Below are 14,777 nucleotides of genomic sequence, written 5' to 3'. Positions count from 1 at the left end.
CACGGAGGCAAATCATGGCTGGTAAAAAGCATCAAGATGGAAGTCACTCGCAGGATAATGAGTTGAATGATGCGGTGGAGCATGCTGCTACGCCTGATGAATCAACCGATGAGCACCGTGCCCAAGACAGGCAAAATCAGCAAAGTACGATGTCATCAACCACAGCTACTGGTGCTGAAGCTTCGGAACAGCATGATCAAGCGAACCCACAAGCTGGTGGGGAAAAGCGAGCTCAAGATGATGAGCTAGAAGGCGATGCTGGCGCGGGAGGAGCAAAACAAGCGCAAGATGAACCTTCGGGGCGTCAAGGTCGTCGTCAACAAGAATCCGAGCAACAAGCAAGTGCTGCTGAGGAGCCGAAATCACCACAGGGTGACGTTGGTGTTCAATCGGTTGGCGGAGATTCGCCTCGTGGCGGTGGACGTCAGGATGGTGAACGACAAGAAGCTCGTGACGGCGGTGAGGCTCAAGCAAGTGCTGGTGGCGCGGCTTCTGGAGCAGGCAGTCGTGGTGGTGCGCAGCGCCAACAAGCGGAGCAGCAAGAGTTTGATACCGCCACGACCAGCGAGACATTCCAAGTTGATGTTGCCGATGCTGGTGCTGCTGCGCGAAGTTTGGAAGATGATTTTGATACTGAAACCGTCTCTGAAACTTTCCAAGTACAAGTAGACAACGTGAATGATGAAGTCGAAATTGATGCGGATAAGCCGATCAGTTTCGATGGTGTCGAAGACAACGTTATTGTGATCACTGAAGCTGAATTGTTAGCCAATGCCAGTGATGTTGATGGCGATGATTTGGTTGTGACAAATTTGTCGGTTGAAAACGCCAAGGTTGAAACGAAAACAGATCAAGAAACTGGTGAGGTTTCTTACGTTATTACACCTGAGCCAAACGTTAATGGTGAGTTGGCAATCAAATTTGATGTTTCCGATCAGCATGGCAGCGAGGTGGCATCTGGTGCAACATTGACGTTGGAAGCGGTGAACGATGCTGCTGTAGTCACAGACACGGAACTTGTCGGTAAAGAAGACATCAGCATTACATTCACTCAAGATATGTTGCTGCAAAATGCCACCGATGTAGACAGTGATAATCTAACGGCTATCAACCTTTCGATTGATGACAAATACGGTGAGTTAGTTGATAACAAAGATGGCTCATTTACTTTTACGCCGACCCAAGATTATAACGGCGATGTGCCATTTAAATTTGAAGTGGATGATGGTGATGGTGCAATAACACCAGCGCAAGGTACACTTGATCTTGCGGCAGTTAATGATGCCCCTGTCTTAGCTGAAACGAGCTATAAAGTTAACGAAGATGGTTCTATCTTGATTGAGAAGAGTAGCTTGCTGGCGAATGCGAGCGATGTTGATCAAGATGATATTGAGCTGGTTAAGATTGAATCTGACGATAATGGCACAGTCGTTGAACAACCCAATGGTGATTGGTTATATACCCCAAACCCAGATTACAGCGGTGACGCAAATTTAAAAATCACCTTAAATGATGGCACCGTTGATGCGGTGTTTGATGCGCCTGTAACGGTAGTACCTGATGCCGATGAGCCGATGCTAAATCTCGCGCTTACCAATATGTCTTTGGTTGATTTTGGGGTAGGGCACGATAGTGCACTTCAAGGTTGGCACACGGATAATGCGCGTGATTTCATCGAAATGCATCCAGATTATGTTTACGGTGTCGGTGATGATCGCGGCAAAGTGATTGAACTAGAAGCCAATCGTGGTGATGAGTCTAACCTTTATTCCGATTTAGACGTGAAAGCCGGTGATATTGTTGAAGTGAATTTCGATATGTCGGCACGTCGTGGTTTTGAAGGTGAAGACTCGCAAATTGATATCTATTTTGAAGGTGAGCTTGTTGATTCACTGATCTCACACCAAGCGGGATGGGATAGCTACAGTTATCAATTTACCGCGACCAAAGACAACCCAAGAATTGAATTTGACTCTCCTGATGATAACAGCCTTGGTGGCTTACTCGATAAAATTCAAATCACCAAAGCCATTCCTGAAGATCAGCCTGTTCCCCTTCATATTGATGCCGCAGTGACGGATTTAGACAGCTCTGAATCGTTGCAATCCTTGGTGGTTGATAATTTGCCTGACGGTGCCGTGCTAACGGATGGCGATAATGTTTTCTATGCCGAGGGCGACAAGGATAGCGTCGATATTAATGGCTGGGATTTAAGCCAATTGAGCTTCCAAGGTGCCGAGAACTTTAATGGTCCTGTCGAGTTGAAAGTCACCGCAACATCGCAAGAAGATGCAACAGCGGGAAGCGAGACGGCAACCACCAGCGCAGAGATTAACTTTGAAGTTGTACCTATTAATGATCCCGTGGTGATTGATGAAAAAAGCCCGTTAGAGTTTACCACCGAAGAAGATACGCCAATCTTAATCACTGAAGCGGCTCTATTAAAGAACGCCAGTGATGTGGATGGTGACAATTTAATCGTCACTAACTTCAGTATCGACAATGCGACCTTCCAAACCATTATTGACCCAGATACGGGCGATAAATCTTTCTTAGTTACCCCAGCGCAAGACTTCCATGGTGAGCTTGATATTAGTTTTAATGTCTCTGATCAAAGTGGCAGTATTGTCGCTTCCGATGCCGAACTAACGGTAACGCCAGTTAATGATCCTGTGATCGCCGAAGACGACAGTGAACTGAAAGGGGCTGATCCACTTATTCGTTTAGATGCTGATCCAGAGCACGGTAGTGTGCAGTGCTTGAACAAAGACGGTGAGTGGGAAGACATGCAGGTTGGTGTCGAGTACCCAGCCGATACCCAAGTTCAGTATGTTCCTGATACCGAAGATGTCCAAGCCGGTACTCGTGATATCAAAGTGGGTAGCTTTGATAGTGATACATCAACCAAGGTATTTGATGGTCGCGCTAAGGTCGAAGACTGGGGTGAGGTTGACGGTAATACTGCGGTTTATGAAGAGGGCGGCGTGACAATCACAACGCAGGTGAATGTCGGTGAGTTAGGGGCATGGAATGGCGCGGGAAGTCATGTTGGGGCTGGGATAGGTAACACCACGCGCCATGGTTTAGATACCAAAGAAACGTTAACCGTCACCGTTGAAGGTGAAGATGTTAACCAAATTACCTTCCAACTTGATGGCTTAGGGGGCTATTTCGATGAAACCAGTCGTAATGCCACCGAGGTGATCATCAAAGCCTATGATGCTGATGGTAACTTGATTGACTCGCAAGGCGGATACCGTGAATCCGGTGAGTATCAAGATACTTATGCCTTTACTACAGATGTGCCAGTTCATCACTTTACTTTAGGCACAACTGGCAGCAACGGCACATACGTGGTGCAGAACATGACAGTGTCGCGCACTATGGCTGATGAAATTCAGATGACCACCATTCAGCCAGATGGCAGCGAAGTGGCGAATGTCGCTAAGTTGGATTTGAACCACAGTAAAGCAGACGAAGCGGTAGATGTCACTGAGCAGTTGGTTGAGGTGGACGACAGTATCACCACGCGTGCTATCGAAGTGGAAGAAGATGGTCAGTTAATTATTGATCCTGCCGATCTTCTAAAAAATGATACTGATATTGACGGTGATATCCTGACTATTACTGGCGTTGAAGCAACCGATGATACCCACGGTAAGGTTGAACTCGACGAAGACGGTAATGTGGTGTTCATCCCTGATCCAGATTATAAAGGTCCTGCATCGTTTACTTACACCGTCTCGGACGGCATGGGATCTTCTGATACTGCAACGGTATCGGTGCAAGTTACGCCAGTAAATGATGATCCTATCGCGCCAACTCTTGAGATGAATGTCGATGAAGATCAGGTGTTGGTGATTGATCCTGCTTATATCCTCAAACAAGCCTCGGATGTTGATAGCGATCAGCTCACTCTTGAAAGTTTGGTTTTAAAACAGCCTCAAGCAGGGCAATTACAGCAGCAACCTGATGGTATGTATCACTTGATCACCCCGCCAGATTTCAATGGTTTGATTGAGCTTGATTACCAAATATCGGACGGTACAGAGCTGGTCGATGGTGGAATGAAAGTGGATGTTCTGCCCGTTAATGACGCACCATTTAATGGCGGTAACGCGCACTTAACCACTCATGAAGACGGTGCATTTACCTTTAATGCCGATGACATGCTGGATCTGTTTGGTGATGTCGATGGCGATGGCGACCAACTCGTCGTATCGCGTGTGATAACGGTTGAAGGTGAGGAGGCCGGAAACGTTGAACAAAACGAAGACGGAAGCTGGACCTTTACCCCGAATAAAGATTATTCAGGTACCGCTGAATTACAAGTCGAAGTTAAAGACCCAGACGGTTTAACCGCGGTATTAGATGTTCCTGTTTATATCCGTCCAGTCGCCGATGGCGCAGTGATAACCACAGATGCCCAAGGACCTATTGTGTTTGATGAAGACACCACAGGGTTGCTTGGGTTGAATGTAGAAATGCTCGATGCTTCCGAGCAGTTAAGCCATTTGGTGATCACGGGCTTCCCTGTCGGCTTTGAAGTCAGTGATGGGCAAAATACCGTTACGATCACCGAACCTGGGCAAGTTATCGATGTAACAGAGTGGAGCTTTAATGATCTCTCGATGACACCACCGCAAGACTTTCACGGCAGTTTCTCTGTCACTGTGTCAGCGACCACCGCTGATTACGGTGAAGAGTCATCAAATGAACTAGCGGATGCGACACAAGCTTACAGCGATTTTGATACTGGCGCTGGTGAAACCTTGGTGCTGACATTAGATGATCTGCTTGATATGGCAGACATTGATGCCGCAGAGGGCGATCAAGTTCAAAGCGTGCACTTGATAGATCGTAGCCAAGGCGAGATGACCGATAACGGTGATGGTACTTGGTCTTTTACGCCTGCTGATGGCTTTAATGGTCATGTCGATTTTGCTTACCAAGTTCACCACGATGGTGAGTGGCATGATACTCAGAGTGCTATTCATGTCAGTGAAGAGGCTGGTGCGGAAGCAGTCAACACACCGCCAACCGTTGATAGCATTGTGACTACAGAACTAGGCGCGGGTAATACGTTAACCTTCACCGATGCAGATATGCTGGCACAAGTCTCAGATGCCGACGGCAATGAATTAAGCATTGAATCGGTACAGCTTATTTCAGGCCAAGGCGTGTTAGAAACCAACGCGGAAGGTGAATATAGCTTTGTACCGGCCGAAGGCTATAGCGGTGAAGCGCAAATTGCGTTTGTTGCTACCGATGGTGAAGCCAGCATACGCAGTCACTTTAATGTGGACATTGCTTCACCTGAACCAAGCACTGAATCACAACCTGACTTTATGCTTAGCGAAATGGGGGCGTTAGAGCTCAGTCCGCAAGATATTTTGTCGGAGCTGGGTTTGAGCGATGAGCACTCAGTAACCTCTGTTGATTATCATGGCGAGCAAGGCACCTTAATCGAAGATGATGGGCAATGGGTATTTTGGAGTGACGAAGATTTTGCAGGGCAATTAGACTTAGAAGTTTCGACAGCTGATAGCGGCGATGGTGGCACGGCTGTGCATCAGTTGTCGCTAGACGTTGCTGATTATCAAGACCCAGAAGCACAACCTCAAGCTAAAGGGGAAGAGCCTGAGTCGCAAGGCGCACAACAGCAAGCTTTTGATACTCAAACTCAACAAGATGACCCTGAATCCTCAGAAGAGTCAGAGCAAGGTGCAGATATTACTGCCGCACCGGGTAGTGATGTACGTATCGATATTCCTGATGCTATCGCAGAAAATTCAGACGTTGACCAAGTCGATATTAGTAACTTGCCAGCAGGCTCAAGCTTGTCGTCAGGGATAGATAATCAAGATGGCAGTTTTACCATTAGCGGTGATCTAGATGCGCCAATTACCTTGACCTTACCTGAGGGTTTTGAAGGCAGTGCTGATATTTCATTTGTGGGTAAAGATGACATGGGTGCAGAAGTGGAAGGAGCAGCGGAGACATTAACACTCGATGTTGATGATGAGTATGCGATGCAGTCAGGTAAGAGTGCCCAAGAAGGGCAGCCTATGCCTGAAGAGTCTGGTCAAGGTGATTGGACTCAAGGCGATGAGCGTGATCAAGGTGTCGATGTGATGGATGATAGTTCTTCCTACGATAGCGACGATGGCATGTCGCAGCAAGGTGACCAAAGCGCAGTAGACGAGAGCTTCCAGCCGTAATAAAGCGTACGGATTACTGTGCATAATAACTGATGGGCTAATAGTATTAGCCCATATTTAGTTACTAAGTATTACCATGAGCTTTACGCTAAACAGATAAAGTCGTAAGTTGGTTCTTCGTTAAACTTGTTGGTTTTATCTTAGGCTGAATATGGAAACAAACATTAGTTATCGTCAATACAGAGATAGTGATTACCAAGCTTGTGAAGACTTAGTGAAACAAGCTTGGTGCTTTGATAAGCATTTTCCATCTAAGAGCATGGCTGATGTTTTGGGGTTCTTTTATACCTCGGGTGCGCCGTTAGTCTCTAATTTCTCTCTTGTTGCTGAAGTAGAAGGAAAGGTGGTTGGGTTTATTTTTGGTATTAACAAGGGTAAACCACAGCATTCAATTCCCATGTCTTACCGTGTTAAAGCTTTATCAATGTTAGCTAAATATTGGCTATCACCTTCGGCTTCTTGGCAGCAGAAAAAAGCCGTGATGCGTGATTTCGCCTTGCACAGTAATAATCGTAATGCGTTACGTGAAGAGTGGGGAAGTGAGCTGCTGTTATTTGTGATTGACGAAAAGTACCAAGGTGCTGGCATTGGTAGTCGAATGACAAAGGCGTTTCTGCAAGATTGTCGCGATAGCGGTGTATCCGAAGTCACTGTTGAAGCAAACCGTGATGGCGCAAGTTTGTTTTACGAAAAACAGGGCTTCGAATATAAGGGGCAGTTTGATTCGCCACTACACCAAAGGTGCTCAAATTGCAGTGAAGCATGCTTGTATATCAATACGCTTAACCTGAGTGAATAAGCATAGGGAACGCTCTACCCAATAACCTGATATAACTTCATTTTTCGATATAGCGTGCTGCGCGAAAGCCCCAGAGCTTTCGCGGTGCGGCTGACATTTCCTTTGTATTGAGCAAGGCTAGATAGCAAGATCGCTTTTTCATTATCAATCGTGGCGGCTTGCTGTTTATCGCGAATTGCGTGCAGTGTTGGGTCTGATTTTATCGGGTGTGTATCGACATTACCTCCAGTGCTATTTTTTACGTTTGGGTGCGGTGACGCATAACTGTCTTGGTGATGGCTTTGTTGATGATTGTTTTGTTGGTAATGACGGATCCGAGCAGGTAGGTATTCCGCAGTAAGCGGCCCACCATTAGCGATGTAATAAAGACGTTCAGTAATATTTTGTAACTCACGCACGTTGCCGGGCCAAGTGTAGTTATTGATACAGTTAATGAGCTCTTGATCGTAATGGTCTTGATTGTCGCTCTTACTCGAAATGGAGCTTGAAAATTGTTTGATGAAGCAATCAAACAGTAATGCGATATCATCGACACGTTCACGTAGCGGTGGGATTTTGAAAGACATTACGTTGAGGCGGTAATAAAGGTCTTGGCGGAAATTGCCTTTATTCATTTCGTCGAACAAAGATTTGTTCGTCGCGCAGATGATGCGGACGTCAGTTGGAATCGCACGGTTACCACCAATACGGGTCAGCCGCTTTTCTTGAATCACTCGAAGTAGAATCACTTGCTGTTCTAACGGCATATCACCGATTTCATCTAAAAAGAGAGTGCCGCCTTGCGCTAATTCAAATTTGCCCGGCTTTCCGCCTTTTCTTGCTCCGGTAAATGCGCCATCACTATAGCCAAAGAGTTCGCTACCGATCAGATCGCGAGGAATCGTGCCGCAGTTTATGGCAATAAAAGGTCCATGACTGCGTTTGCTCGCGTTGTGGATCGACTGAGCAAAAAGCTCTTTCCCCGTACCACTTTCCCCTGTGATTAAGACATTACTTTGGTTGGCTGAAAGTATTTGCGCATTGTGGATGGCCTGCCTCATGGAAGGTGTCTTGGTGACGATATCATCAAAGGTATATCTCGCGTGGCTACCACTGACATCATTTACTAACTTATTCACTTCTTTTAATGGCTTTACGATGATCATTGCTTTACGGTTGGTAGGCTCATTTAAAGCAGAAGTTTTGGTCGTACTCTCATTGTTATTAAGTAGACTACCGCTAATTAAACATGAAATATCGCCATCGGTTGATGGGAAGAGGGTGTGAAAGTGGTGAAAAGGTTTTCCATCGCGAAGAAGCGAGTGAATTGGACTATTCTTTGTCTGGAAAATAAGATCAGCGAGTTGCTTTTCAAAGTGAGATTGTGACGTTTTTAGGTTTGTAAGCAGTACATTATTAAGGAACTCGACCTTACCTTCACTATCAATAACAAATACGCCGTCAGAAATGTTGGTTAAAATATTATTTAAGTGGCTATTGAGTTGCGCGAGATCACTATTTAATTGTTCTAGTTCAATAGTACGTTTTTTTACTTCTTGTTGTAATTGCTCTCTGGCTTTTTTCCTTGCGGTGATATCGCGACCTACAGCTTGGTATTCTATGATGTGACCATAGTCATTAAAAAAAGCGCGACCAGTCCATTCTACCCAAACGATTTGTTTTTCTTTATTAATGAACCGAAATACGCCTGAATTTATTGGGGTTTCAATGGTAATTGAGGCGATGAATTCGAGCAGTTTGTTTATATCTTCATGGTAAATAAAATCGATTTCGCTTCGCCCGATAAGCTCTTGCCGAGTTTTACCAGTAAAATCACAGTAGGCATCATTAACGAAAGTTAGCTTCATGTCAGGTGTTTGCTTAGTTACAAACTCAGACATGTCTTCAATTATAGAAAGGTATTGTTGCTCTTGAATACTTAGCGTCTCTAGCTTCCTGCTTTGATATGATACCACTCGTTCACCTCGATAAATTGACTCTCTGCTCTATATACGTATTTCTCAAGTTCTTTCGATGTTTAGGTCTAAGTCGTTGTTGGTTGTAAAGCTGATTAAACAGCCGAACATCCACCATAAATACCATTGTGTAGCACAAAATTGTGAGTTTTGTGTCACGTTATGGTGCTTTAATTGTTAGCTAGCGGTTTTAAGCATTGTGACAACACTGTGCCAAATTTAGCCAAATCAAACAGGTGTGACACGGTGGTGCAACAGTGTTGGCACAGTAGTGAAAAAGGGATACTGCTGCATATTGGTGGGTTTAGGTTTGTTGTTAAATTAAATTTAATAATTATATCAGAAGGTTAGATAGGTAAATTTAAAAGTGTGAAGTCAGTATTTTAGATTGGTATATGAGTTGCTCCTAGGGATAGGTACAAACAGACAAGTACAAATAGGTACGAATAGATAGGTACATACAGAATTTGAGGTTGTTATTTAATTTAGCGACCTTGTTCGAAAATGGAATATCTTCATGGAGGTAGAAATGACCAAGCGAAATATTGTTTATCCTTATATTCCCAATACCGCTCCCGAGACTAAAGCTGTGCTCATGGAAAAGGTAAAGGCGAAAACAGAAATGGAATTATTCGATTCTATTCCTGCTCACCTATTACAAAAAGAAATGAACCTTCCTGAGCCATTATTAGACGAATATTCAATTCGCAGGCATGCTGATAATCTACTTTCTCAAAATGCCAATCTTTCCACGCACAAATATTTTTTAGGGGCTGGTTGTGCACCGCATTATGTACCTGCCGTTGTTGATGAAATTATAGGCCGTGGCGAACTTGCTACTGCGTACTCAGGCTTAATGGCTGACCAAGGTAAATCGCAAATTCAGTTTGAATACCAAAGCATGATGGCTGAATTGTTGGATATGGGCTGTATGGCGATGCCGCAATATGATGGTGGCACATCTGCAGGTCATGCGATTCGTATAGCTTGCCGCATTACTGAGCGTCGTAAAGTGCTAATGCCGAAAAGCATGAGTCCACAAAATGGCGAAATTATCCAAAATTACTTGGGTGGTATTGAACAATCTTTTGCTGACATTGAATACATCGCATTTGATAAACAAACAGGCTTGTTAGATTTAGATGATCTTCAAAGCAAGCTGGACGACCAAACTGCGGCGGTATTTATTGAGAACCCAACCTTCCTTGGTGTTGTTGAAACTCAGGCTGAACAGATTGGCAAACTGGCTAAACAAGCTGGCGCTGAATTTATTGTTTACGCAGATCCGATTTCATTAGGTGTTATCGAAGCACCGGGTACTTATGGTGCCACGATTGCTTGTGGTGATATTCACTCGTTAGGTAATCACATGTCGGCGGGTGGCGGTGTTGCTGGTTACGTGATGGTGAAAGATGAAGAGGCGTATTTATATCAACTCAAAGATCAGATGGTTGGCGCATCTCCAACAAGTGTTGATGGCGAAATCGGCTTCTCTTGGGTAACCGCTTTTGAGCGTACTTCTTATGCAGTACGTGAAGATGCACTTGAGTTTACTGGTACCAATGCTGCGTTGCTTTCAATGGCGGCAGGGGTGTATTTAGCGCTGATGGGTCCACAGGGTATGGCATCTATTGGCGAATCCATTATGCAAAAATCTCAATACGCAGCGAAGCAACTGGCTGAGATACCTGGGGTATCAATTCAGTTCACAGCGCCTTTCTTCAAAGAGTTTGTAGTTGATTTTAACCGCACCAACAAGACGGTTGCGGAAATTAATCAAGGCTTGCTGCAACACAAAATATTCGGTGGCTACGATTTATCACAAAGCTTCCCAGAGCTTGGGCAAAGTGCGCTGTTCTGCGTAACAGAGATTCACACCCAAAGTGATATTGATGAGCTAGTTGAAACGTTGAAAGCAATGGTTGAGTAGGGGGATGACATAATGGAAAACATTAAACTAAGAGAGTTTCACCAAGCACGTTGGAATGAGCCTGTGATCATGGAAATGGGCACACCGGGTGAAAGAGGTATTCTCATCCCTCAAGCTGAACAGGCTGTAAAAGCCGCAGCAGGCAATGTGGTATCAGTATTGGGAAGTATTAAGCGTAAGCATCAACCTGCTTTGCCGGAAGTAAACCAAGCTTTGGTGAATCGTCACTATATTCGCCTATCGCAGGAGAACTTGGGCGCTGATAACGCGCTCGGTATTTCGCAAGGGACATGTACCTTGAAGTACAGTCCGAAAGTGCAAGAGCATATGGTTCGTCATCCAGGCTTGGCTGGGGTTCACCCGCTACAGGCGGAAGAATCCATGCAGGGTATCTTGAAAATGTATTACGAAACCGAGCAGATCATGAAAGAGATCGGCGGGATGGATCGTATTTCATTCTTACCTGCTTCGGGTGGCCATGCCATCTATTCTAACGCGCAAATCATTAGCGCTTATCACAAAGCTAATGGTAATACGCATAAGAACGAGATCATCACCACTCTTCATTCTCACCCCGTTGATGCAGCGGCGACCGCGATTCTTGGTTATCGCGTGATCACCTTATTACCGGATGAGAAAACTGGCTTGCCATGTTTAGAAGAGTTCAAAGCAGCCTTGAGTGATAAAACCGCTGGGATCTTCATTACTAACCCAGAAGATACCGGTATTTACAACTCGCAAATCGATCAGTTTACCCAAGCAGCACATGATGTAGGTGCAATCTGTGCCTACGACCAAGCGAATGCGAATGCGTTATTAGGTATTGCGCGTGCTCGTGAAGCTGGGTTTGATTTGATGCACTTTAACTTGCACAAATCCTTCTCGTCTCCTCACGGTGGTGGTGGTCCTGGTTGTGGTGCTTTGGGCTGTGCTGCAGAGCTAGCGCCGTTCCTACCGAAACCAACTGTTGAGTTTGATGGTAGCAAATACTGGCTAGATTACGACCGTGACCAAAGTATTGGTCATGTGAAAGCTTACTTGGGTAACTTCCCTGTTGTTGCTCGTGCGTACATGTGGTGTATGTCGCTAGGGGCGGAAGGGCTTAAACAGGTTGCTATCACTTCGGTGTTGAATAACCAATACATGACCCAAGAAATCCTCGAAAAAGTACCGGGTGTATCGCTTCATTATGCCGAAGAAGGTGTTCGTCGAATGGAGCAAACACGCTTGTCGTTCGACAAACTGGCTGAGCAAACTGGTGGCTTAGGTGTTGATGCCGTGAATGCGCGTATCGTCGATTACGGTATTTCTGAGTTGTGGCAATCGCATCACCCATACACAGTGCCAGAACCATTCACGCCAGAGCCATGTGATTCTTACAACAAAGATGACATGGACTACTTTGTGCAAGTGCTGAAAGCGGTAGCAACAGATTGCATCGAGCATCCGGAAGTTGTCGCGACAGCACCAAATAAAGCCAGCCGACACCTACCAAACCATGTAATGGGTGAAGACTTTAAAGTCATCGCAACCACATGGCGTCAATACACTCGACGTTTTCGCTAAACCTTAACTCGGTGCTACCACAGCTTTTAGGTGGTAGCACTGCTCTTTGGATAAGTAAGGCAATCCAAACTGGAAGAGGTGGTTTAACGAATGAAGAAAATAGGCGTCATTGTAAATCCGGTTGCCGGCATTGGTGGACGGGTCGGGCTTAAAGGCAGCGATGGTGATCTGATCCAACGGAAAGCCTTTGAGTTAGGTGCGCATTCAGAGTCTAGCGCCAGAACCGTCGAAGCTCTACAGATGCTTCATCAGGTTACTGATGAGTTTGAGCTGATCACTTGCCCTAGCAAAATGGGTGAGCAAGCCGCTAAGCAAGCTGGTTTTAGTCCTAAAGTGATTAACGGTATCAGCATTGGCTATACCAGTGCACAGGATACCGAGCAAGCAGTAAAAGAAATGGTTGCACGCTGTGTAGACATGATTTTATTCGCGGGTGGCGATGGTACAGCACGCAATATCTATAGTGCGATAGCCAGTACTGCACACCAGAGCGAAATTCCAGTATTAGGAATACCGGCTGGGGTGAAAATTCATTCTGGTGTTTACGCGGTCAATCCGAAAGGTGCAGGCAGAACCGTGGCTGATTTTATCACGGGGAAGTTAGTACAAACCCGTGAAGCTGAAGTCATGGATTTGGATGAAGAAGGGTACCGCGAAGGACGAGTTTCAGCCAAATTGTTCGGTTACCTCAAGGTTCCAGCCAATACTAAGCAAATTCAAAGTGTTAAACAGCGTAGTCGCTCGGAAGCGTCAATACTCAACGCGATTAGTTGCGATGTGGTGGAAGCCATGCAGCCCGATGCGCTCTATATCATAGGCCCGGGCACAACCACACGCAGCATTATGGAAAGGCTTGGTTTACCCAATACCTTAATCGGTGTTGACGTGGTGTGTAATCGTAAACTCATTGCCAATGATGTGAGTGAGCAAACCTTATGGGAGCTTGTTCAGCAGCATTTATCGAATACGCAGTTAGAACGCACTCTGGCGGTAAAAATCATCATCACGGCCATAGGTGGGCAAGGGCATATTTTAGGGAGAGGGAATCAACAAATAAGTCCGCGCATTATTCATTGTGTCGGGCAACAGAATATTGAAATTGTTGCAACGAAAGAAAAGCTACTGTCGATTAATCAAAAAAGGCTATTAGTTGATACTGGTGACGCAGCGCTAAATGAAGCGCTCTGTGGTTATAAAAAAGTGATCACAGGGTATATGGAATCAACGATATGCCAAGTTGTTAATTAAAGCGTTATGTTTTAACCACACAAAGGATAGTTAATATGTTTTCATTGAAGAATAAAGTTGCTGTTGTTACTGGTGGCGGTTCAGGTGTTGGTCTGGCAACAGTTAAGCGTTTTATCGAAGCCGGAGCAAAAGTGGTGCTAGCAGATATTGCAGACCAACAAGCGCTCGCTGATGAGCTTGGCTGTATGTTTGTCAAAGTGGATGTGTCGAAAGAAGATCAAGTACAGCACCTGTTTGAAATGACCCGCGAGACGCTAGGCAAGATCGATATTTGCGTGAACAACGCCGGCATTATTGTACCTGGTGAGATGCTAGAAGAAGCGACAATGGATGAATACCTACGCGTCTATAACATCAACTTTGGTGGCGTGCTGTATGGTTTGAAACATGCGCCTGTTCATATGAATGATGGTGGTTCAATCATCAATACTGCATCGCTGGCAGGTAAGATTGGCTTCCCGGGGTATGGTGCTTATTGCTCGACCAAAGGTGGCGTTATTCAGCTTACTCGCGTTGCTGCGCTAGAACTTGCTGATCGTAATATTCGCGTGAACTGCGTTTGTCCTTCAACCATTGATACCCCGATGGCACATGCCGAAGGTAATGAACTTGAGCTGATGCTAAAAGACTATGTTTGGCCATTAGGCCGCTTGTGCCAAGCGGAAGAAGTGGCAGCGATAAACCATTTCTTAGCATCGGATGATTGTAGTTACTTAACAGGCACAGCCATTGATTTAGATGGTGGCTACAAAGCTGGGACAGGCATGAACGCGATAGGCAAGTTAACCGAAGGCCTGATGTAAAACTGAGTAGGTAAACGGCTTACTCTGCCTAACAATACTCTGCTTAACAAAAGTTACGAAAGCCCTAGAGGCAAGGTTATCAATAGCCAAGATATCGTTGCGGGTCAATTGGTCGGTCACCAAGCGTTACTTACATTATCGGGGCGAGATAACATTGCTCATACTATGAAAAGCACCGAATTGGGGTATTCGGTGCTTTTGTTTTTTATGTATTGATCAATGGCTATAACTTTATACTGCGATAAAACAAAATAG

The 14,777-nt window shown here is 45.3% G+C and carries 7 protein-coding genes; 6 read left to right on the top strand and 1 reads right to left on the bottom strand.

Annotation, left to right across the window (positions count from 1 at the left end; translation table 11 throughout):
- Window positions 1-14 precede the first annotated feature (14 nt).
- Both A3K86_RS03850 and A3K86_RS03845 read left to right on the top strand, forming a co-directional pair.
- Window positions 15-6,221, top strand: a complete 6,207-nt coding sequence (locus tag A3K86_RS03850) for a tandem-95 repeat protein (RefSeq protein ID WP_068327966.1) — start codon at window positions 15-17, stop codon at window positions 6,219-6,221.
- Window positions 6,222-6,372: 151 nt separating this feature from the next.
- Window positions 6,373-7,020, top strand: a complete 648-nt coding sequence (locus A3K86_RS03845; RefSeq protein ID WP_068327964.1) for a GNAT family N-acetyltransferase — start codon at window positions 6,373-6,375, stop codon at window positions 7,018-7,020.
- A gap of 14 nt (window positions 7,021-7,034) precedes the next feature.
- Here the strand turns inward: A3K86_RS03845 and A3K86_RS03840 are convergent, their stop codons facing one another.
- Complete coding sequence (locus A3K86_RS03840) at window positions 7,035-8,975, bottom strand: sigma 54-interacting transcriptional regulator (protein ID WP_146145574.1); 1,941 nt, start codon at window positions 8,973-8,975, stop codon at window positions 7,035-7,037.
- Between the two features lie 529 nt (window positions 8,976-9,504).
- On the opposite strand from A3K86_RS03840, the gene gcvPA reads away from it, so the two are divergent.
- From gcvPA to A3K86_RS03820, 4 genes are all read left to right on the top strand, one after another.
- A complete protein-coding gene (gcvPA, locus tag A3K86_RS03835) occupies window positions 9,505-10,905 on the top strand; it encodes an aminomethyl-transferring glycine dehydrogenase subunit GcvPA (protein ID WP_068330173.1) in 1,401 nt (466 codons plus the stop codon).
- Window positions 10,906-10,917: 12 nt separating this feature from the next.
- Window positions 10,918-12,471: an aminomethyl-transferring glycine dehydrogenase subunit GcvPB gene (gene gcvPB, locus A3K86_RS03830; protein ID WP_068327959.1), complete on the top strand. Its 1,554-nt coding sequence runs from the start codon at window positions 10,918-10,920 to the stop codon at window positions 12,469-12,471.
- Window positions 12,472-12,561: 90 nt separating this feature from the next.
- A complete protein-coding gene (locus A3K86_RS03825) occupies window positions 12,562-13,719 on the top strand; it encodes an ATP-NAD kinase family protein (RefSeq protein WP_068327955.1) in 1,158 nt (385 codons plus the stop codon).
- Between the two features lie 35 nt (window positions 13,720-13,754).
- Entirely contained in the window at window positions 13,755-14,522 is a 768-nt protein-coding gene (locus A3K86_RS03820; protein ID WP_068327952.1) for an SDR family oxidoreductase, read from the top strand.
- The last annotated feature ends 255 nt before the right edge of the window (window positions 14,523-14,777 follow it).

It is taken from the genome of Photobacterium jeanii (genome assembly GCF_001650345.1).
Lineage (GTDB): Bacteria > Pseudomonadota > Gammaproteobacteria > Enterobacterales > Vibrionaceae > Photobacterium > Photobacterium jeanii.
The sequence above is the reverse complement of the archived record's forward strand: the minus strand, read 5'-3'. Positions and strand labels throughout refer to the sequence as shown.